We start from the raw sequence: 20,279 nt of genomic DNA, 5'->3' as shown, positions 1-20,279 counted from the left end.
CTCTTTGCGTCTCTTCGCGCTTCCCGCGTCGGCGCCTACGCGTCGAGGGCCCAGGCCACGTCCCGGAGCAGGGCGTGCCGCCAGCCGGCCCGGTCGTGCCCGGCGGGGGAGCGGGAGACCCGGACGGTGGCGCCGGCCTTCTCGGTCAGGGACTCCACGAGTTCGCCGTGCGGGTGCATCCGCGGCTCGTGCTCGCCGAGGTCGAAGGCCACGCGCAGACCGGAGAGGTCGGGCCGCCGGGCCAGCCGGGCGGCCAGGGCGCCGCCGACCGGTCCGCCCAAGGGGTCCGGCAGCTCGGCGGCGTTCGGGGTCCACCAGAACGAGCCCGACTGGCAGGCCACCCCGGAGAGCAGCCCCGGGAACTCCAGGGCCGCGTACAGGGCGCTGAGCCCGCCCAGGCTCTGCCCGGCGACCACGACCCGGTCGGTGTCGACCGGCGCCCCGCTCTGCGCGACCAGCGGCAGCAGCTCGTCCCGGATCGCCTCCCACAGCTCCGGCCGGCACCCGAACTCGGCGTCGCGGTCCTTGGCCGGCACGAACACCAGCGTCACCGGGGGCAGCTCACCGGCGGCCGCGGCCGCGTCGAACGCGGTCACCGCCGGGTGCAGGTGCAGCCAGTCGTCCCCGTCGAGCAGCAGCACCACCGGCCCGCCGCCCGCCACCGGGTGCACCCGCACGGTGCGCCGCCCGCCGAGCCGGGCCGAGGTCCAGCGGACCCGGACGCGCGGCAGGGGCAGCACGTCCTCGGGGCCCACCACCGGCCAGTGCGGCTGCGGGGGCGCGTCGGGGGTGGCGGCGAGGGAGCGTTCACCGCCGACCCCGACCGGGTTGAACGGGTCGGCGTACGTCAGCCCCTCGGCCCGGAAGCGGTAGGTGATCCGCAGCCGCGGCGGCATGGGGACCACGGCGTACCAGCAGTCCGTCTCCCCCCACCGGAGCATCGCCGTGAGCTCGGACCGGCCCTCGAACTCGATCGCGGCCGGCGCGCCGCGCCACAGGAACAGGGTGCGCCAGCCGCCGTCGGCGGCCGGCACGGACACCGGCCCCGGGGCGGCGGCCCAGAAGGCGTCGGTGCCGGGCTCGGCGGTCGGGTCCGGGAGGAAGGGGGCGAAGGGGTTCTCGGTCACGGCCGAACTCCTCGCCGGTACGCGGGGGCAGAGGCGCGGTCCCGCGCGGATGCGCGCATCGAAGTCTCCTTGTGAGGGCGGAGGGAAAACCAGTAGGGTCTACAATTAGGGGAGCCTAACCTAAGTGTTGAGCCGCTTTCGTTGCCAGATCCCCTTGCCAGATCCCATTCCCGATCCGTGCGCCGCGCGTGACACCCCGCGCTCCGCAGGCTCCAGGAGGAACCCCCGCATGAGCACCAACCCGTTCGACGACGCCGACGGCCGCTTCCTGGTCCTGGTGAACGACGAGGGGCAGCACTCCCTCTGGCCCGCCTTCGCCGAGGTCCCCGGCGGCTGGACCGTCGCCCTCGCCGAGACCACCCGCGAGGCATGCCTGGAGTACGTCGAGACCCACTGGACCGACCTGCGCCCCCGTTCCCTCGCCGAGGCCGTCGACGGCTGACCGGACCCGGCCATGCTGTGCACACGGCTGACGAACGCCAACATCATCACCATGGATCCCGACCGCCCGGTCGCCCGTGACCTGGGCGTCTGGCGCGGCCGGATCGTGGGCCTGGACGAGGCGGTGACCTCCCTGCCCGCCCGCGAGGTCGTCGACCTGGACGGGGCCACCGTGCTCCCCGGGTTCATCGACAGCCACGTCCACCTGGCCTGGACCGGGCTGAAGGCGAACGCCCCGAGCGTCGCCCCCTGCACCCGCGTCGAGGACGTGCTCGCGGTCGTCTCCCGCGCCACCGCCAACGCCGGCGCGCCCGGCGACTGGGTGGACGTCATGGGCTACGACCAGCGGGCCCTGGGCCGGCACCTGACCGCGGCCGAACTCGAATCCGTCGCCCACGGCCGCAAGGTCTTCCTCGTGCACGACTCCGGCCACGGCTGCGTCGTCAACACCGCCGTCCTGGACCTGCTGCCCGCCGACCTCCCGCACCGGGACGGCTTCCTGGCCGAGGGCGCCATGACGGCGGCGCGCGCCCTGCGCCTGCCCTACGCGCAGGCCGACATCGCCGACGCCGTGGAACGCGCCGCCCGCGCCTGCCTCGCCGAAGGGGTGACGGCGGTCGCCGAGGCCGGGGTCGGCGGCGGCCTGCTCGGCCACAGCCCGGTCGAGATCGGGGCCTACCAGCGACTGCGGGACGAGGGCCGACTGCCGCTGCGCGTGCGGCTCATGGCCGCCGGGGACACGCTCCGCCCGCGCGCCGCCCACCACCGCGACGGCCTGCGCCGCGCCCTGGACCTGGGGATGCGCACCGGCTTCGGCGACGCGTGGCTCTCCCTGGGCGCGCTCAAGATCTACACCGACGGCGGCATGATGGCCCGCACCGCCGCCCTCACCGCCCCCTACGAGGGCACCGGGGGGACCGGGCAGTTGCAGGACGACCCGGAGGCCCTGACCGAACTCATCGTGGACGGCCACCTCGCCGGCTGGCAGCTCGCCGTCCACGCCATCGGGGACCGCGCCGCCGACCTCGCGCTCGACGCGCTGGAACGGGCCCAGCGGCTGCGACCCCGCCCCGGGGCGCGGCACCGGATCGAACACGCCGGGCTGATCCGCCCCGACCAACTCCCCAGGTTCGCCGCCCTCGGCGTGGCCGCCGTGGTCCAACCCACCTTCCTGCACTCCTTCGGGGACGACTACGCGCGGGTGATGGGCGAGGAACGCGCGGGCTGGATGTACCGGGGTCGGGCCTTCCTGGACCACGGGATCGCGCTGGTCGGCAGCTCCGACCGGCCCGTCACCGACGGCGCGCCCCTGCGGGGCGTCCAGTTCATGGTGGAACGGGCCTCGGCCTCCGGCGCGTCGATCGGGCCGGACGAGGCGATCACCGTGGACGAGGCCCTGTACGCCTACACCGCGGCGGGGGCCCACGCCTGTCACCGGGAGGACGAGATCGGCGGCCTCGCCCCGGGCAAGCGGGCCGATCTCGTCGTCCTCGGGGACGACCCGCGCCGGGTGGAGACCTCCCGGATCGCGGACATCGAGGTCCTGTCCACCTGGGTGGACGGGCGACAGTCATGGGAGGCGGGAAAGCCGTGATCGCGACCGACGTACCCCCGAGCTGGGTGGTCTGGCACGCCGACGCGGGGGAGACCCTCGTGTTCGACCTGGAGTACAACGTGCCGGTGGACCTGGACGAACCGGCGCTCGGCGAGGTCCTGCGCCTGATGATCGGCAGCGGGGCGCCGCAGACCGGGGAATACCCGGGCCGAGCCTGCGCGTAGGGGGTCGCGCGGGGGGTGGTGGTTGGAGCATTCGGGTAAGTAAGGGTACCCTAAGTTCGATCGGTCCTCGGGGTGGACGAGCCCGCGGCCCCACCCGGGAGTTCGACCGACACCCCCCCCACGCCCGGCAACGGTGCACCGAGGAAGGAACCCCGTGACCACGGCCACGCTGCTGCCCCGAACTCCCGAATCGCCGAGCCGAACCCAGGAGTTCGCGTTCACCCTGCGCCCCGCGCGCCGCACGGACGGGCCCGCCGTCGCCGCCCTGTCCCGCCCCTTCGCCCGCGCGGGCGCCCTGCGCGAACGCCCCCTGTCCCTCTACCTCGCGCACGCCCACGAGTTCCTCCTCGCCCACGGCCCGGACGGCCGGCTCGAAGGCTGCCTGGCGCTCGGCGAATACGGGGACGCGGGAGTGCTGTACAACTTCTGCGTCGCCCCGCACCGCCAGGGCTCGGGCATGGGCGCACGACTCCTGCACGCGGCCTTCGCCCGCGCCCGCGCCCGTTCCCTGACCACCCTGTTCACCGCGACCACGGGCAGCGGCCGACTCTTCCTGCGACACGGCTTCACCGGCGAACGCCCCCACGAGGCCCCGACCGCCTGGACCCGGACCCTGCTCCCGGGACGCGGGGCGCGGGTGCTGGCCCGCGCCATGTAGCGAGGCCCGAAGGCAGCGAGAGGCCCCCGCCGCCGGAGCGCGAACCGGCGACGGAGGCCCTGGCGCACCGTCACATCTCAGGAACCGGCGGCCAGTTCGACGGTCCGGCTCTCCTGCGCCACCACCGTGGTGCCCGGACCCTCCTCGGAGAGCACCCCGCGCAGCAACGCGTGGGGCACCCGCCCGTCGATGACCCGGGCCCGTCCGACACCTCCGCGCACCGCCTTCAGGCAGCCCTCCATCTTGGGCAGCATCCCGCTCGACAGCGTCGGCAGCAGGGCGTCCAGCCGGTCGGCGGTCAGTCGCTCGACGACCTCCGTGCTGCGCGGCCAGTCCGCGTACAGGCCCTCCACGTCGGTCATGACCACCAGCCGGTCCGCGCCCAGGGCCACGGCGAGGGCCGAGGCCGCGAGGTCGGCGTTGACGTTGTAGACCTCGCCGTCCGCGCCGTGCGCGACGGGGGAGACCACGGGGATGCGGCCCTGTTCCAGCAGGCCGCGGAGCATGCCCGTCTCCACCCCGACGATGTCGCCGACCAGTCCGATGTCCACCGGCCGGCCGTCCACCCACGCGGGCCTGCGGACGGCGGTCATGGTGTGCGCGTCCTCGCCCGAGAGGCCCACCGCGAAGGGCCCGTGGGCGTTGATGGCCCCGACCAGCTCGCGCTGCACCCGGCCGGTCAGCACCATCCGGACCACGTCCATGATCTCGGGCGTGGTGACCCGCAATCCGGCCTCGAACCGGGTCTCCAGGCCCAGTCGGTCGAGCAGGGCGCTGATCTGCGGCCCGCCGCCGTGCACGACGACGGGGTGCAGGCCCGCCTGCCACAGCTCCACCACGTCCTGGGCGAAGGTGCGGTGGAGGGCGGGGTCCACCATGGCGTTGCCGCCGAACTTGACCACGACCGTGCGCCCTTGGAGCTCCGCCGGCCAGGGCAGATCGCCCGGGGCGGTCGCGAGGTCGGGACGCGTGAGAAGGGGGAGGCGCGGTTCCCCGCCGGCGTGGCCGCCGGTACCGGCCGCCGAGACCCGTACGGTCATGTTCTTCCGTTCTCTCGTGGTGTTCACGGATTCCCGCGGGCGCCGTGCGACGAGGGCTCGGTGGAGCGGCCGCGCACGGCGTGGATCGGCAGGGCCGCGCGGGGGGTGACGAGGGCCCATCGGGCGTGCGGGCGTGGCGGGATGGAGGCGTCGAACACGGGGCGCGGGCGAGGCGTGGGCAGGTCCATGCTCTTCTCGTCCCCCTCCCCGCCGGCGCGCGTCGAACGACGGCGCGTCCGTGCGCAGTCAGCTTAGCCTAACCTAAGTATCCCGAACGGAAGTCGGCGCGACGGCCGCCCGCCCGGCCCGCCCACCCGGCGCCGGGCCGCCCCGGCCGGCACAGTGGAAGGATGTGCGGTCGATACGCCTCCTCCCGCGCCCCCGAGGACCTCGCGGGCCTCTTCGCCGCCGAACCCGAGCTCCGGGACCAGGCCCCCGGACCCTCGTGGAACGTGGCCCCGACCGACCCGGTGTGGGCGGTCCTGGAGCGGGCCGACCGGGACACCGGCGAGCCGGCCCGCCGGCTGCGGTCGGTACGGTGGGGACTGGTGCCCTCGTGGGCCAAGGACCCCTCGGTGGGCGCGCGGATGATCAACGCGCGGGTGGAGACGGTGCACGAGAAGCCCGCCTTCCGCCGCGCCTTCGCCCGCCGCCGCTGCCTGCTGCCCGCCGACGGCTTCTACGAATGGGTGACCGTGCCCGCCGAGGGCTCCGTCAAGGCCCACAAACGGCCGTACTTCATCCGCCCCGAGGGCGCGGGGGTACTGGCGATGGCCGGACTGTACGAGTTCTGGCGCGACCCCTCCGTCCCCGACGACGGGGACCCGGCCGCCTGGCTGACCACGGCCACGATCATCACCACCGAGGCCACCGACCGCGCCGGCCGCGTTCACCCCCGCATGCCCCTGGCCCTGGACCCGGCCGACTACGCCGAGTGGCTCGACCCGAACCCCGCGGACCCGGCGGCCCTGCGCGCCCTCCTGCGCACCCCGGGGGCGGGCCGCCTCACGGTCACCCCGGTCTCCACCGAGGTCAACAACGTCCGCAACAACGGCCCCCACCTCGTGACCCCGACCTCCGAGGACCCCTGAGCCCACCCCGTGAACGACGATCAGCCCGCCTCCGCCGACGTGCGGCGACGGGCCGTGTAGCGTCTTGATTTGGTGCGGCGTGAGTCAATGCTGCATGGCCGGGGCGCTGGGCATGTTCATCGGGGTGCAGGCGCCGTTGTCCAGCATGGCGAGGTGGGCGGCCACCACCGGGCGGGCCTTCTTCGCGGCGGCCGTCACGGCCGGGTCGGTGTTCGCGGCCACGCGGGCGTCGATGGCCTTGAGGGTGTCCTCGTGCGCCGTGACCTGGGTGGAGACCCAGAGCGCGTCGTAGCCGGCGCCGTCGGTGTCGCGGAGCTCGGTCAGGGTGTCCCGGGCCTGGTCCGAGGGGGTGGTGGGCAAGGTGACGTCGATCTTGCGGGCCAGGGCCGTCACGTCGGCGTCGAGCTTGCGGTGGTCGGCGGCGATCCTGGCGCCGGCCTGGCGTACGCAGTCGGTGCCGCCGCGCTTCGCGGCGTCCTGACCGGCCTGGATCTCGAAGAGGTTGCCCTGGTGGACCTCGACCACGAAGGCGCGGTCGGCGTCGTTCGCGGCCCACGCGGGGGCGGAGACCAGCAGGGGGCCGGCCGCGAGGAAGGCGGCGGCCATCGTGCCCAGGACACGGGCGCGGATCGGGCGGGTGCGGTTCATGACGGGTTCCCTTCGTGCGGGACCGGGCCCGACGGGTGCCGGGCCCCGGCGGCGCCTACCCCGTTCCGCACGGCTCAAGGGTGCCCACCGGAGCGCGCGGGCGCTCGTGCCCGCCCGCGCGCTCCGGTCGTGCGCCCCGTGCGACCGGCCGCCCCCCGTCCGGGTGGCGCGCGGCGGTGATCGGGCGGTCCCGGTGGCCTACGGTGGCGGAAGAGACAGATGGTTTTCCCGTCAACGATTTGGAGCCCGTGTCGTGCTCTCCGACGCACTCAAGCAGTACATCGACGACGAACACCCCTTCGCCACCGTCGCCACGATCCAGCCCGACGGCAGCCCGCAGCTCTCCGTCGTCTGGATCACCCGCGACGGCGAGGACCTGCTGTTCTCCACCACCGTCGGCCGCCGCAAGGAGACCAACCTGCGCCGCGACCCGCGGGTGACCGTGCTGATCAACCCGCCCGCCGCCCCCTACACCTACGCCGAGGTGCGCGGCACGGTGGAGATGACCACCGAGGGCGGCCCCGAGCTGATCGACGCGCTGTCCCGGAAGTACACCGGCAAGGACTACGCCGACTTCAACCCGGCCTCCAAGGACGACGACACGCGCGTGGTCGTCCGGGTCCGCGCCCGCAAGGTCGTCGGCCGCATCTGAGCCCAGGGCCCCGGCCCGGTAGAGTGCCGCCATGGCATCCCGCAGCACCCTGATCCTGGAAGCGGCCGCCCGGGTCATCGCCCGGCGCGGGGTGCGCGGGCTGCGGGTGGAGGAGCTCGCGGCCGAGGCCGGGGTGTCCACCGCCCTCGTCTACTACCACTTCAAGGACCGCACCGGGGTGCTGCGCCGGACCCTGGAGTTCATCAGCGACCGCGCCGAGCGGTACACCACCGCCCGCGCTCCGGGCGCGCCGCCCGCGAGCGCGCGCGAGGAGCTGGAGGAGACCCTCCTGCTGGAGTTGCAGGACACCGCGGAGGTGCGGGAGAACAGCACGGCCTGGGGTGAACTGCGGGCCAGCGCCGTCTTCGACGAGGTCCTGCGCGAGGACCTGGCCCGGGCCACCCTGGTGTGGGTGCAGGAGGTCGCCGCCCTGCTGGGCAACGTGCACCCCACCGCCCCGGCCTCCGCGCTGGCGGCCTCGGCGGAACGCCTCACCGGCCTGCTGGAGGGGCTCAGCATGCGCTGGCTCAGCGGTGGGACGCGGATCGAGCACGCGCGGGAGCTGGTGCGCGGCGCCGTCGACGTCGAGCTGGCGGCCCTGCGACAGAGTCCGTGAGGCCCCGTCGCGCCCGCGCGCTCACATCATGATCAGCAGACGGGTGTCGGCCTTCAGCTTGCGGTTCACCGACCGGCTCTGCACGTAGACCTCCAGCTTCGGGTTGTGGCCCGCCTTCACCGCGACCGTGCCCCGCACCCCCGTGCCGAACAGCAGGTCACGGGCCGCGTCGCCGGTGTACGCGCGGTCGGTGTCCTTCTCGACCACCACGACCTCCTTGTCCGCCTGCACCGCCACCCGCGAACCGAGCCGGTAGTAGCAGGAGCCCCGCTGGTACGTCACACCCGGGTGGGAGTCGACGAACTCGCGGATCGCGATCTCCCGGTCCACCTTCAGCAGCCGGTAGCGGTCCACCGGCACCGGCTCCAGGGTGGCCCGCACGTCGTCCACCGACAGGTCCTGACCGACCGCGAACAGGTTCTTCGTGCCCCGCACGCCCTGCTCGCGGCCCCGCAGGAAGCCCGTGGCCGCGGCCCGGACGGTGCCGATCGCCTCCTCGACGCCCTGGTGCGAATCGGCGTCCCAGACCGCGATGTTGCCGGCCGGGAACCCGTAGTTCTGCGCCGTGCGCTTGGCCAGGGAGTTGGGGACGAGGATCGCCGAGGTCCAGTGCTCCGGCAGGGCGCCCAGCTTGGCCGTGATCCGCTCCAGCCAGGGCCCCAGGATCGCCATGTCCCCGTCGTGCCGCCGGTCCCCGCCGGAGGCGTTCTCCTCGCCGTCCGTGACGACGATCTGGAGGAAGCTGTGCTCGCCGTACTCCTCCCAGATGTGCCCGAGGTCCTCCAGGGACTTCACCGATGCCTCGATGAGGGCCGTCGCCCCGTTGTTCACCCGGTACAGCCCGCGCATGGACGGCAGGTGCTTCACGTCCATGTCCCACACCAGGTTCTCGACGTGGTGGTCGAAGGAGTACAGGCTGATCCGGGTCTCGTGCCCCAGGCTGTCCGACTCGGCCTTCAGACCCTTGACGAACTCGTCCACCACGCGCACCAGTTGGGACTCGTGCGGCCGCATGGACCCGGAGGAGTCCACGACCAGGGCGACGTGGTTGACCTTGTGCTTGATCTTCTGCGCGGACATGCGGCGGCTCCCCTTGATCGGCTTCCCGAGCGATGTCCACGACAGTAGGCGGGGCCACTGACAGCGCCCGGTGACCCGAGCGGGTCACCGGGCGCCGTCACGCGATCCGGGGCGTCGGTCCGTCGGGACCGCTCAGCCGGCCAGGGCCAGGGCCTGGTCGGCGGCCCGGAAACCGGACTCCAGGGCGCCCTCGACGAAGGCCCCGTACCAGCCGCTGGCGATGTCCGAACCGGCGAAGACCACGTGCCCGTGCGGCTGCTGCACCGCCGGCAGCTGACGCAGCAGCTGACCCGGCCGACGCAGACCCCAACCACCCTTGGCCCACGGGTCCTTGGCCCACTCGGTGACCCGGTACCCGACCAGGGTGCCACCGGGGATCAGGGCGTGGACGGCCGCGGCCACCGCGGCCTGGTTCGTCACGTCGAGGCCGGGCGAGGAGAAGGCCACGTACATGCGGCCGTCGGACAGCTGCTGCTGCGGCATCAGCATCTGGATCGGGCCCGATTCGACGTCCTGCGCGTAGACCGCCTCGGAACCGCCGCGCACCCGCAGCCACAGCTTCGTGGCGTGCGGCACGCCGACGCCCTCGCGGCTGGCGTCCGCGTGGGCGGTCGGCAGGCCGGGCCGGAAGTCGACGGTGCGCCAGGTGTTCACCGGGGTCGCCATGACGACCACGCGCGCGCGGTGGGTGCGGCCGTCGGCGGTGCGGACCGAGGTCAGGCCCGTGGTGCTCTGCGTGACGGCGGTGACGGCGGAGTTCAACCGCACCGGCACCCGGGACTCGTTCAGCATGGCCTGGAGCACCGAGATCATGCCGCCGGCCGGCTTCAGGCTCATCGTCGCGTGGAAGGCGTCGTAGGTGCCGCCCGCCAACTGGTACCACTGGGCGAGCCCGGTGAACCCGCCGCCCGCGTTCCCGCCCGCGAACGGCGCCGTGGACCCGGCCACCCAGCCGTGCTCGACCGGCGACAGGGTCATCTGGCCTATTCGGTCGGCCAGCGACAGCCGGTCCACGTCACGGAGCAGGTCCGCGCGGAACAGCGGGTCCGAGGGGCGCTCGAACCACACCTCCGAACCCCGGTAGAACTCGGTGAACAGCGCGCCCAGTCGGCTGAACACGTCCGCCGGGGCGCCCTGGGTGAACCCGTTCGTACCCGGCATCACGGCCACGGTGGGCGAGACGTCCGGGGTGGTCGCGATGTGGTAGCGGGCCAGCTCGCGCTCCACGAGGTGCTGCCCGGGGCCGAACCAGCCGCCGCCCAGCTCGACCTGCGTGCCCGCGAAATCGCTCGTGTGGATCCGGCCGCCGACCCGGTCACGGGCCTCGAGGATCACCGTGTTCAGGCCGCGCGCCGCCAGCTCGCGGGCGGCCGTGACCCCGGCGTAGCCCGCGCCGACGACGACGGCGTCCCAGAGGACGTCTTCCGCGGCCCGCGCGACCCCGGCGCCGGAGATGCCCAGCGCGCCCGTCAGAAGGCCGGCGCCGGCGAACTTCAGGACCCCGCGCCGTGAGGTGTTTCTGCTCGTCATCTTCATTCTCGTCTCCCCCGTTGTGGTGGCGAGGAGGCCCACCGGGCGGTGGGCCTCGAGGAAGCCCGGCCGTCCCATGTGGACGGCCGGGCACGGTGTCGTGCGGTGTGCGATCAGGCGGAGGGCTTGCGGAACGCCTTCAGCACGGCCGCGTAGCTGTTCTTGGCGTGACCCTGGGCGATGACGCCCTCCATCAGCCCCTGCGAGTACTTGGGCAGATCGGAGTTGATCCCGAGGGCCTCGCTCTCGTGCACCAGGTGCTTGAGGGCCTCCAGGTGGGTCTCCAGCGTGGCGTCGTTGGCGGGGAACCTCTCGTCGCCCGCGTCGATCTGCGCCGCGTAGTCGGCGGTGAACGTCTTGATCGCGTCCAGCCACATGTGCGCCCACGGCAGGAACTGCTGAGCCCCGACCTTCGCGGTCTCCACCACGGCCACGCCGTGCAGGAAGCTGTTCAGCGTGCCCCACATCAGGCCGAGCAGGGACACGTCGTACAGGGCCGGCATGCCGTGGTCGGCGCCGAGGTAGGTGGTGCCGCCGCCCAGCAGGCCGAGGGCCGACTCGTGCTTCTTGAACACGGCCTCGTCACCGGCGTAGAAGAGCACCGAGGTCTCGGAGCCGATCCCGGGCGGGGTGATCATGATGGCGCCGTCGAGGTATTCGGCGCCCTGCTCGGCGGCCCAGACCGCGGTCTCGCGACCCTGGTCGGAGGAACCGGAGGTGAGGTTGACGACGGTCTTGCCGCGCAGCCCCTCGCCGAGGCCACCGAGCACCTCGCGCACGTTGTCGTAGGTCGACAGGCACACCACGAGCAGGTCGGCGGCGGCCACCGCGGCGGCCGGGTCGGCGGCCGGGACCGCGCCCCGGGCCACGAGCTCGTCGGCCTTGCCCGGCGTCCGGTTCCACACGGTGGTGGCGTGGCCGCCGTTGAGGAACGCGGCGGCCAGCGCCTGTCCCATCAGACCGAGGCCGACGACCGTCACCGGGGTGCGGGTGTCACTCATGAGGATTCCTCCGTGAAGAGAGAAGAAAAGATGTCGCGCGAGGTGCTCCGGGGCATTGCGGGACGGGCGACACCGGAAAACCCCGGCCGTCGCCCGCGATTCCCGCCGCCGATGGATCAGAGGTAGTGGGTGCCGGGTTCCAGCCCGACCAGAACGCGACCCTGGACCTCGAGATTCGCGTCCGACTGGAGCAGCGCGTGCAGCGAGAAGCCCTGGACGTCGCGGTGGAAACGCTGCATGTGCACATCGCGACGGATCACCGAGCCGCCGCTCGCGTCGAAGAGGATCTGCACGGCCTCCTTCGCGAGCAGCACGATGAAACCGGTGCGCCCGCGCACGACGGCCTTCTCGGTGTCCGTGAGCTGCCCGCCCGCGTCGGCCCGCTCCTGGATCAGCGCCAGCGACTTCTCGAACAGGGCCTCGGCCGCGTCGATCTTGTTGGCGGCGGTGGCCACCTGGATCTGCGTGAGCGGGTGCAGCTTCTGGTCGGTCCAGTCGGTGTACGTGATCCCGCGACCGGGGAGCCGGTCGAGGAACAGTTCCAGGGCGCCCTTGGCGCTGCCCACGAACGCGGACGCGCAGACCGAGGCGATGTAGCTCATCAGCCCGTACTCACGGCCGGTCGCGCCGGTGTTGGAGCGGTCCCCGGTCGCGGAGGCCACGGCCTCGTCGAAGTCGATCACGCGGTGGGCGGGGACGAACACGTCCTTGGCGGTGGTGGTGACGGAGCCCGTGGCCGCGCCCGATGACACGTGCCAGTCATCGGCCAGGCTCAGCTCGCCGATCGGGACGATCGCCACGACCTCCTGGTGGACGCCGTCGGCGCGCTCCACCATGGCCGCGGTGAGGTCCCACTCGGCCCCGGGGGTGCCGGTGTTGAACCGCCAGGTGCCGTTCAGGATCCACCCGCCCTCGACCTCGCGCACCGTGCCGGTGGGGGCGAAGGCGCTGGAGATCCGGACCGCGCCGGGCGCGAAGACCTCTTCCTGGGTCCGGTCGGGGAACAGGGTCGTGGTCCACGCGCTGGTCGTCCAGACCATGGTCACCCAGGCGGTGGTCGGACAGCCGCGAGCGATCTCCGCGATCACCTTCGACTGCTCCGCGACGGACAGGTCCAGGCCGCCGAACCGCTTCGGCACGGCCATCCGGAACACGCCCGCCTTCTCCAGCAGGTCCAGGTTCTCCTGGGGGAGCCACCGTCGCTCCTCGCCGGCGGGTCCGTTCTCGCGCAGTGCCGGCACGATCTCACGAACGGCTTCCAGCAAGGACTTCAGGTCGTTTACGGCGGGCACGGGCGGCTCCTCGATCGCTGTTCGGAGGAATCCTTGTCGTGAATCTCGTGACAATTCCTCTTGGCAAAGGGAACAGTACTGAAAGCTCGGAGGTGATCCGGCCGCAGGCGCCCATCGGTCGGTAATCGTGAATCCTCTCTTTCCCTTCGGGCTCGATTACCGGCCTGTTACCGGAAAATGAGTGCGGCGGCCCGGGGGAATTGCCTGTGGCACCATCTGTGCCATGACTATTTCCTGGTCCGAACTCGTGCGCACCGCCGCAGAAGAAAGCACCGCAGCCCTGGAGAAGGGCGCCGACCGGAACTGGTCCGGCACCGCCGGAGACCTCCAGTGGAGCGCCCGCGAAACCCTCTCGCACATCGCCCTGGGCGTCGTGGGATACGCCGGACTCCTCATCGCCCGGCCCACCGACCGGTACATCACCCTGTTCGGCTCGATCGACTCCCAGGCCCCCGCGCCCGCCGCCCTCGAAGGGATCCGCATCGCCGGCACCCTGCTGGCGACCACCGTGGACACCACCCCCGAGGAGGTCCGCGCCTGGCACCCCTACGGCCACTCCGACCGCACCGGTTTCGCCGCCATGGGCGCCCTCGAACTCCTCGTCCACGGCCGGGACATCGCCCGCGGCCTGGACCTCGACTGGAGCATCCCCGACGAGCTGGCCGCCCCCGTCGTCTCCCGCCTCTTCCCCGACGCCCCCACCGGCCACGCGCCCACCGACACCCTCCTGTGGTGCACCGGCCGCGTCGCCCTGCCCGACCTGCCCCGACGGAACGGCTGGCGCTGGAACGGCGAGGTCCGCTGACCCGTCGGGCACCCCGGCACGGACGACGAAAGGGCGGTGGCCCCCTCCCCGATCGGGGAGGGGGCCACCGCCCGTTCACATGCCGCCGGACCGGGCCCGGCCGCGGGTCACACCGCCGCCGGCGGGAAGTGCCCCTCCTCGACGAAGAACCTCACGTACTTCGCGAACAGTTCGGTCGTCAGCGGCGGGCAGGCCACGCCGGTGCCGACCAGGGCCGCCTCCGTGGTGCCCGTGTCGATCGCCGGGTAGAACCCGTCGGTGTCCGAGGTCATCATCTCGAACGCGTGCAGCAGCGGCAGCAGCGCGTTGCCCTTGTCGGCCCGCACCCCCGCGTCCCACGCCTCGCGGTCGGTGTCGCGCAGCGCGTACCCGAGGGCCCGCAGCCGCTCCACCGCCTCCGTCAGCTCCACCGAGTCGGCGTTGAACAGGTGGAAGACCCCGCCGTCCGCCTCGGCCTGACGCGCGATCGTGGTGATCGCGGCGCTGACGTAGTCCACCGGCAGCAGGTGGAACCGGCCGCCGACCCCCTGCGGCACCCCGCCCGACTGGATCAGACCCTTCAGGGTCAGCCAGACGAAGTCCCGGGTCTGGCAGGCCCCGTTGACCTGGTCGCCGGAGATCACGTCCACTCGGAAGATCGACACCGGCAGGCCGCGGTCCTTCGCGATCCCGATGACCTGCTCGGCCACCCACTTGCTCTGGAGGTAGCCGCTGGGCAGCGCCTCGGCCGGACCGGTCGGGTCGGTGGTCAGCAGCGGCACGCCCGGGGTCACCGCCCCGTCGAAGACGCCGACCGTGGACACGTAGTGCACCGGCACCGTCCGGTGGCGCGCGGCCAGCCGCAGGATCTCCTCCGTGCCGCGCACGTTGGCCTCCCGCAGGCTCGCGTACGGGTGCAGCCAGTGCACCGTCGCCCCCGCGTGGTGGACCACGTCCACCGTCCGCGCCAGTTCGTCGAAGAGCTCCTCCGACAGACCCAGTCGGGGCCGCGCCAGGTCACCGGCGTGCACCCGCAGCCGGGCCGGGTCGATCTCGTCCCACACCCGGTACCAGCGCAGGCTGTCCCGCAGCCGCTCCTCGGCGGCCTTGTCGTCGGCGCCGCGCACCAGGACGTGGATCTCGGCGCGGGTGTCGCGCATCAGGTCCCGCAGCAGGAACGCGCCGAGGAAGCCGCTCGCGCCCGTCAGCAGCACCACGTCGGGGTCGGTGACGACCCGCACCACCTCGGCGGCCGGTCGGATCTCCTCGTCCAGCCGGATGTCCGCCGCGTAGTCCACCGTCGGCGCGGGGCCCGAGCCCTCCGCGTCCGGGGACAGCTCCGCCGTCAGGTACGCGGCCAGCGCGTCCGGGGTCGGGTGGTCGAAGACGAGGGTGGCGGGCAGGCGCAGCCCGGTCCGCTCCGCCAGCCGGTTGCGCAGCTCCACGGAGGTCAGCGAGTCCAACCCGAGCTGCGCCAGCGGCAGATCGGCCGTGATGCCGGAGGTGTCGGCGTGCCCGAGCACCCCGGCGACCTGCGTGAGGACCGTCTCCCGCACCAGCGCGGGACGCTCGGCCGGCGCCAGCTCGGCCAGCAGCTCGGCCAGGGTGCGGGCCTCCGCCGCGTCCACCCGGGCCGCCGGTCGCGCCGGTCGCCGCACCAGGGAGGCGAACACGACGCCGGGGCGCTCCTGTTCGCGCAGCACGTCGAAGTCCAGCGGGGTCGCGATGGCGTCCGGTCGGCCCGCGCGCAGCGCCAGGTCGAACAGGGCCGGGCCCTGCGCGTTGGCCACCGGCAGCAGACCGGTGCGGGCGATGCGGGCGAGGTCGGCCTCGCTGAGCTCACCGGTCAACCCGGTCGCCTCGGCCCACAGGCCCCAGGCGATGGAGGTCGCGGGCAGCCCGGCGGCGGCGCGCACCGCGGCCAGGCCGTCGAGGGCGGCGTTCGCGGCCGAGTAGTTGCCCTGACCGGGACCGCCCACGAGGGAGGCCACCGAGGAGAACAGCACGAACGCGGTGAGGTCCGCGTCGGCGGTCAGCTCGTGCAGGTGCCAGGCCGCGTCGGCCTTCGGCACCAGCACCCCGGCCAGTCGCTCCGGGGTCAGGTCCGGGACCAGGCCGTCGTCCAGCACGCCCGCCGTGTGCACCACGGCGGTCAGCGGGTGCGCGGCCGGCACCGAGGCCAGCACCCCGGCGAGGCTCGCGCGGTCCGAGACGTCGGCCGCGCGGACCGTCACCTCGGCGCCCAGGGCAGCCAGTTCGGCGGTCAGCTCGGCGACGCCGGGGGCGCCCTCGCCGCGCCGGGAGACCAGCAGCAGGTGCCGGACCCCGTGCTCGGTCACCAGGTGCCGGGCGAACAGGGAGCCCAGCGAGCCGGTGCCGCCGGTGATCAGGACCGTGCCCTCGGCGCGGAAGGACAGCGGCGCGGACGCGGTCGGCTCGGGGCGCCGGGAGCGCGACAGGCGCGGCACCAGGACCCGCTCGCCGCGGATCGCGAGCTGCGGCTCCCCGCCGGCGACGGCGGCGGCCACGAGGGCCGGGTCGGTGTCGGCCGGGGCGTCCACCAGGACGATCCGGCCCGGGGCCTCGGACTGCGCGGAACGCAGCAGACCCCACGCGGCGGTCGCGGCCGGGTCGGTGACGGCCTCGCCGACCGTCGTGGCCACGGCGCCCGAGGTCAGCACCACCAGCGGGCCCCGCTCGGGGTCCTCGTCGGCGAGCCGGTCCTGGGCCAGGGCCAGGGCGCGGTCGGCCACCTCGTGCAGCGCGGCCACCGGGTCGACCCCGGACGCGGAGGCCAGGGCCTCCACCGAGGCGCCGGCGGGCAGGACCCCGCCCTCGGGCACCGGGCGCGGCTGCCAGTCCAGGTGGAACAGGGCCTCGTGGTCGCGGTCGGCGACGGCGGCGGGCGCGGCCGGGTCGGCGGCCCGCAGGGTCACGGCGGCCACGTCGGCCACCGGTCGGCCGGTGGGGTCGGTCAGTTCCACGGTCCAGGTGTCGGCGGGCGCGTCGGAGTCCGTGACGGGACGCAGGCGGGCCCGCAGGATGCGGGCGCCGGCCGCGTGCACCCGCACCCCGCGCCAGGCGGTGGGCACGAGACCGGGACCGACCTCGGCGGCCAGGGCGTGCAGGGCGCCGTCGAGCAGCAGCGGGTGCAGGGCGAAGCGGTCGGCCTCGGCGTCGAACTCCTCGGGCAGGGTCAGCTCGGCCAGCACCTCGCCGCCGGAGCCCTCGGCCGGGCGGGCCAGGGCGGTCAGCACGCGGGCGATCGGGTCCTGCTCGCCGTCGCCGTCGGCGGGCGCGAGGGCCGCGAGGGCCGTGAAGGCGTCGAGGTCGGCGCGGCCGCCGGCCGCCGGGGCCACGGGGCCGACCAGGCCGCGGGCGTGCACGCTCCAGGCCACGTCCGCGTCCTCGGGGCGGGTGCGCAGCACCAGCTCGCGCCGGCCGTCCGCGTCCTCGCCGGAGACCCGCGCCTGCAGGTGCAGGCCGCCCTCGGCGGGCAGCACCAGCGGGGCCGCCACGTCCAGGGAGAGCAGGCTCGCGCCGTGCGCCTCGTCGGCGGCCCGGACCGCGAGTTCCACGAGCACCGCCGGCGGCACGGGACCGGCCGGCCGGGAGGTGGTGTGGCGGGAGAGCCGGCCGGTGAGCAGCAGCCCCTCCTCGCCGAGGTCGACCACGCCGCCCAGCAGCGGGTGCCCGGCCTCGCCCAGGCCCAGGCCGGCCGCGTCGGCGGCGGCCGCGCGGGCGTCGGTGTCCAGCCAGTGCCGCTCGGCACGGAAGGCGTAGGTGGGCAGCGGGACCCGGCCGGCGCCGGTGCCCTCGAAGACCTTCTCCCAGTCCACGGCCACCCCGGCCGTGTGCAGGGCGCCCAGGGCCTGGGCCGTGGTCTCGGCCTCGTCGCGCTCGCGCCGCAGCGGGGCGATCGCGGCGACCTCGGAGCCCAGGGCGTCCCGGGTCAGGGCCGTGAGCACCGCGTCCGGACCGATCTCCACGAACCGGGTCACGCCCAGACCCCGCAGGGTCTCGACCGCGTCGTGGAAGCGGACGGTGTGGCGGAGTTGGTCGGTCCAGTAGGTGGGGGTGCGGTGGTCGGTGTCGGTGGCGGGTTTGCCGGTGAGGGTGGAGATGAGGGGGGTGGTGGGGTGGTGGTAGGTGAGGGTGTTGGCGGTGGTGTGGAGGGTGGGGAGCATTCCGTCCATGTGGGGGGAGTGGAATGCGTGGGAGACGTTGAGTTGGCGGGTTTTGATGCCTTGGTCGTTGAGGGTTTTGGCGATGGTGTGGGCGGTGGTGGTGTCGCCGCTGATGACGGTGTTGGTGGGGGAGTTGAGGGCGGCGATGGTGAGGTGGTGGGTGTGGTTTTGGAGGTGGGGGAGGAGGGTGTTCTCGGGGGCTTGGACGGCGATCATGGTGCCGTGGGTGGGCATGGTCTGCATGAGTCGTGCGCGGGTGGTGACGAGGGTGGCGGCGTCGTGGAGGGTGAGGATGTCGGCGCAGTGGGCCGCGGCGATTTCTCCGATGGAGTGGCCGGTGAGGTAGTCGGGTCGGATGCCCCAGTGGTGGAGGAGTCGGTAGAGGGCGACTTCGAGGGCGAAGAGTGCGGGTTGGGTGTATTGGGTGTCGTCGAGTGCTTCGCCGGTGTGGATGACGTGGCGGAGGGGTTTGTCGAGGTGGGGGTCGAGGGCGTCGATGGCTTCGTCGTAGTGTTTTTTGAAGACGGGGTTGGTGGCGGCGAGGCGGGTGCCCATCTCGATCCGCTGCGCACCCTGACCCGTGAACAGGAACGCGAGCTTCCCGGCCGTCGGCGTGCCCGCGTCCTCGGCGGTGACACCGGTCAGCAGACCGGCCAGCTCCTCCCGGTCCTCGGCCGCCAACGCGGTCCGGTGCGCGTGGTGGGTGCGGGTGGTCGCCAGGCTGTAGGCGATCTCCCGGACCGACTGCCCGGGGTGGTCCGCGACGTGCTCCGCGAGCCGCGCGGCCTGCGCCGCCACCGCCTCCGGCGACTTCCCGGACAGCAGCACCGGCACCGGGCCGGTCACGGTGACCGGGGCGGCCGGCTCCTCGGACACCGGCTCGGCCGGTGCCTGCTCCAGGATCACGTGCGCGTTGGTGCCGCTCACGCCGAACGCGGACACGGCCGCGCGACGCGGGGTGTCGGGCCGGGTGGTCCAGGTCCGTTCCTCGGTCAGCAGCTCCACCGAACCCGCCGACCAGTCCACCATCGGGGTGGGCTCCGAGACGTGCAGGGTGCGCGGGAGCACCCCGTGCCGCATGGCCTGCACCATCTTGATCACGCCGCCCACGCCGGCCGCCGCGACCGTGTGGCCGATGTTCGACTTCAGCGAGCCCAGGTACAGCGGGCGCTCCTCGGGCCGGTTCTGCCCGTAGGTGGCGATCAGGGCCTGGGCCTCGATCGGGTCGCCGAGCCGGGTGCCGGTGCCGTGCGCCTCGACCACGTCCACGTCGGCGGTGGTCAGCCGCGCGTTCTCCAGCGCCTGCCGGATCACCCGCTCCTGCGAGGGGCCGTTGGGGGCGGTCAGGCCGTTGCTCGCGCCGTCCTGGTTGACGGCGGAGCCGCGCAGCACCGCGAGCACCGTGTGCCCGTTCCTGCGCGCGTCGGAGAGCCGCTCCACGACGAGCACGCCCACGCCCTCGGACCAGGCGGTGCCGTCGGCGGTGGACGAGAAGGACTTGATGCGGCCGTCGGGGGCCAGGCCGCGCTGCCGGGAGAAGTCCACGAACCCGCCCGGGGTCGCTGTCACCGTGGAGCCGCCGGCCAGCGCCAGCGTGGACTCCCCGCGCCGCACCGACTGCGCCGCCAGGTGCAGGGCCACCAGCGAGGAGGAGCACGCCGTGTCCACGGACAGGGCCGGGCCCTCCAGACCCAGCGCGTACGAGATGCGGCCCGAGGCCACGCTGCTCAACCGGCCCGTCATCAGGTGGCCCTCGAGCTCCTCCGGGCCCTCCAGGCCCAGGTAGCTCTGCTCCACCACACCCGCGAACACGCCCGTGCGGCTGCCCTTGAGGGAGGCCGGGGTGATCCCCGCGTCCTCCAGCGCCTCCCACGCGGTCTCCAGCAGCACCCGCTGCTGCGGGTCCATGGCCTTCGCCTCGCGCGGGGAGATCCCGAAGAACCCGGCGTCGAAGAGGGCCGCGCCCTCCAGGAACCCGCCCTCGCGGGTGTAGCTGGTGCCCAGGGCCTCGGGGTCCGGGTCGTACAGACCCTCCAGGTCCCAGCCGCGGTCCGAGGGGAAGGGCCCGATGCCGTCGCCGCCCTCGCGCACCAGTCGCCACAGGCCGTCGGGCGAGGTGACCCCGCCGGGGAAGCGGCAGGCCATGCCGACGATGGCCACCGGCTCCTCGTCCACCGCCTCCAGTTCGGTGATCCGGTCACGGGCCTTCCGAAGGTCCTCGGTGACCCACTTCAGGTAGTTGACGAGCTTCTGTTCCTTGGACGGGTCATCGGACATGCGGGATCAGTCTCTCCATGGGTGAGGTGTGGAAAAGGGTGACGCTGGTGGTGCGGAGCCCGGGGCCGGTCCGTCG

At 73.7% G+C, this 20,279-nt stretch carries 17 protein-coding genes; 8 read left to right on the top strand and 9 right to left on the bottom strand.

The window, feature by feature from the left end; translation table 11 throughout:
- Positions 1–35 precede the first annotated feature (35 nt).
- Complete coding sequence (locus tag ACN20G_RS01260; RefSeq protein WP_424210822.1) at positions 36–1,127, bottom strand: alpha/beta hydrolase-fold protein; 1,092 nt, start codon at positions 1,125–1,127, stop codon at positions 36–38.
- Positions 1,128–1,356: 229 nt separating this feature from the next.
- Here ACN20G_RS01260 and ACN20G_RS01255 point away from each other — a divergent pair, with 229 nt between their 5' ends.
- The 4 genes from ACN20G_RS01255 to ACN20G_RS01240 all read left to right on the top strand — a co-directional run bounded on the left by ACN20G_RS01255 (position 1,357) and on the right by ACN20G_RS01240 (position 4,005).
- The gene (locus ACN20G_RS01255; RefSeq protein WP_424210821.1) at positions 1,357–1,569 is read left to right on the top strand and encodes an MbtH family protein; all 213 of its coding nucleotides are present in this window, start codon (positions 1,357–1,359) and stop codon (positions 1,567–1,569) included.
- Positions 1,570–1,581: 12 nt separating this feature from the next.
- Positions 1,582–3,162 carry an amidohydrolase gene (locus tag ACN20G_RS01250; RefSeq protein WP_424210820.1) on the top strand — a complete coding sequence of 527 codons (1,581 nt, stop codon included), beginning with the start codon at positions 1,582–1,584 and terminating at the stop codon, positions 3,160–3,162.
- Entirely contained in the window at positions 3,159–3,347 is a 189-nt protein-coding gene (locus ACN20G_RS01245) for a hypothetical protein (RefSeq protein WP_424210819.1), read from the top strand. Before ACN20G_RS01250 ends, ACN20G_RS01245 begins: the two co-directional genes overlap by 4 nt.
- Positions 3,348–3,501: 154 nt before the next feature.
- Positions 3,502–4,005: a GNAT family N-acetyltransferase gene (locus tag ACN20G_RS01240; protein WP_424210818.1), complete on the top strand. Its 504-nt coding sequence runs from the start codon at positions 3,502–3,504 to the stop codon at positions 4,003–4,005.
- 77 nt (positions 4,006–4,082) lie between these two features.
- On the opposite strand, the gene argB is transcribed toward ACN20G_RS01240, so the two are convergent.
- A complete protein-coding gene (argB, locus tag ACN20G_RS01235) occupies positions 4,083–4,883 on the bottom strand; it encodes an acetylglutamate kinase (protein ID WP_424215320.1) in 801 nt (266 codons plus the stop codon).
- 185 nt (positions 4,884–5,068) lie between these two features.
- A complete protein-coding gene (locus tag ACN20G_RS01230) occupies positions 5,069–5,233 on the bottom strand; it encodes a hypothetical protein (RefSeq protein ID WP_424210817.1) in 165 nt (54 codons plus the stop codon).
- 162 nt (positions 5,234–5,395) lie between these two features.
- On the opposite strand from ACN20G_RS01230, the gene ACN20G_RS01225 reads away from it, so the two are divergent.
- Complete coding sequence (locus tag ACN20G_RS01225; RefSeq protein WP_424210816.1) at positions 5,396–6,136, top strand: SOS response-associated peptidase; 741 nt, start codon at positions 5,396–5,398, stop codon at positions 6,134–6,136.
- 84 nt (positions 6,137–6,220) lie between these two features.
- On the opposite strand, the gene ACN20G_RS01220 is transcribed toward ACN20G_RS01225, so the two are convergent.
- Positions 6,221–6,784, bottom strand: a complete 564-nt coding sequence (locus ACN20G_RS01220; protein WP_424210815.1) for a DUF4142 domain-containing protein — start codon at positions 6,782–6,784, stop codon at positions 6,221–6,223.
- Positions 6,785–7,037: 253 nt separating this feature from the next.
- Between ACN20G_RS01220 and ACN20G_RS01215 the strand changes: the two genes are divergently transcribed.
- Positions 7,038–7,436: a PPOX class F420-dependent oxidoreductase gene (locus ACN20G_RS01215; RefSeq protein ID WP_424210814.1), complete on the top strand. Its 399-nt coding sequence runs from the start codon at positions 7,038–7,040 to the stop codon at positions 7,434–7,436.
- Between the two features lie 31 nt (positions 7,437–7,467).
- A complete protein-coding gene (locus tag ACN20G_RS01210; protein WP_424210813.1) occupies positions 7,468–8,052 on the top strand; it encodes a TetR/AcrR family transcriptional regulator in 585 nt (194 codons plus the stop codon).
- Between the two features lie 21 nt (positions 8,053–8,073).
- Here ACN20G_RS01210 and ACN20G_RS01205 read toward each other — a convergent pair whose 3' ends face one another.
- The 4 genes from ACN20G_RS01205 to ACN20G_RS01190 all read right to left on the bottom strand — a co-directional run bounded on the left by ACN20G_RS01205 (position 8,074) and on the right by ACN20G_RS01190 (position 12,955).
- A complete protein-coding gene (locus tag ACN20G_RS01205; protein ID WP_424210812.1) occupies positions 8,074–9,132 on the bottom strand; it encodes a VWA domain-containing protein in 1,059 nt (352 codons plus the stop codon).
- A gap of 132 nt (positions 9,133–9,264) precedes the next feature.
- Positions 9,265–10,662 (bottom strand): flavin monoamine oxidase family protein, encoded by a 1,398-nt coding sequence (locus tag ACN20G_RS01200; protein ID WP_424210811.1) that lies wholly within the window; start codon positions 10,660–10,662, stop codon positions 9,265–9,267.
- 113 nt (positions 10,663–10,775) lie between these two features.
- Positions 10,776–11,663, bottom strand: a complete 888-nt coding sequence (locus tag ACN20G_RS01195) for an NAD(P)-dependent oxidoreductase (RefSeq protein WP_424210810.1) — start codon at positions 11,661–11,663, stop codon at positions 10,776–10,778.
- A 116-nt stretch (positions 11,664–11,779) separates the two neighbouring features.
- Positions 11,780–12,955 (bottom strand): acyl-CoA dehydrogenase family protein, encoded by a 1,176-nt coding sequence (locus ACN20G_RS01190; RefSeq protein ID WP_424210809.1) that lies wholly within the window; start codon positions 12,953–12,955, stop codon positions 11,780–11,782.
- 223 nt (positions 12,956–13,178) lie between these two features.
- Here ACN20G_RS01190 and ACN20G_RS01185 point away from each other — a divergent pair, with 223 nt between their 5' ends.
- On the top strand, positions 13,179–13,760 hold the full coding sequence (locus tag ACN20G_RS01185; protein WP_424210808.1) for a maleylpyruvate isomerase N-terminal domain-containing protein: 582 nt from the start codon (positions 13,179–13,181) through the stop codon (positions 13,758–13,760).
- A gap of 107 nt (positions 13,761–13,867) precedes the next feature.
- Here the strand turns inward: ACN20G_RS01185 and ACN20G_RS01180 are convergent, their stop codons facing one another.
- A complete protein-coding gene (locus tag ACN20G_RS01180; RefSeq protein ID WP_424210807.1) occupies positions 13,868–20,203 on the bottom strand; it encodes a thioester reductase domain-containing protein in 6,336 nt (2,111 codons plus the stop codon).
- Positions 20,204–20,279: the final 76 nt, after the last annotated feature.

The organism is Streptomyces dryopteridis (assembly GCF_049606955.1).
Taxonomy (GTDB): Bacteria; Actinomycetota; Actinomycetes; order Streptomycetales; family Streptomycetaceae; genus Streptomyces.
Note: the sequence above shows the minus strand (reverse complement) of the source record. Positions and strands in the feature narration are given on the sequence as shown.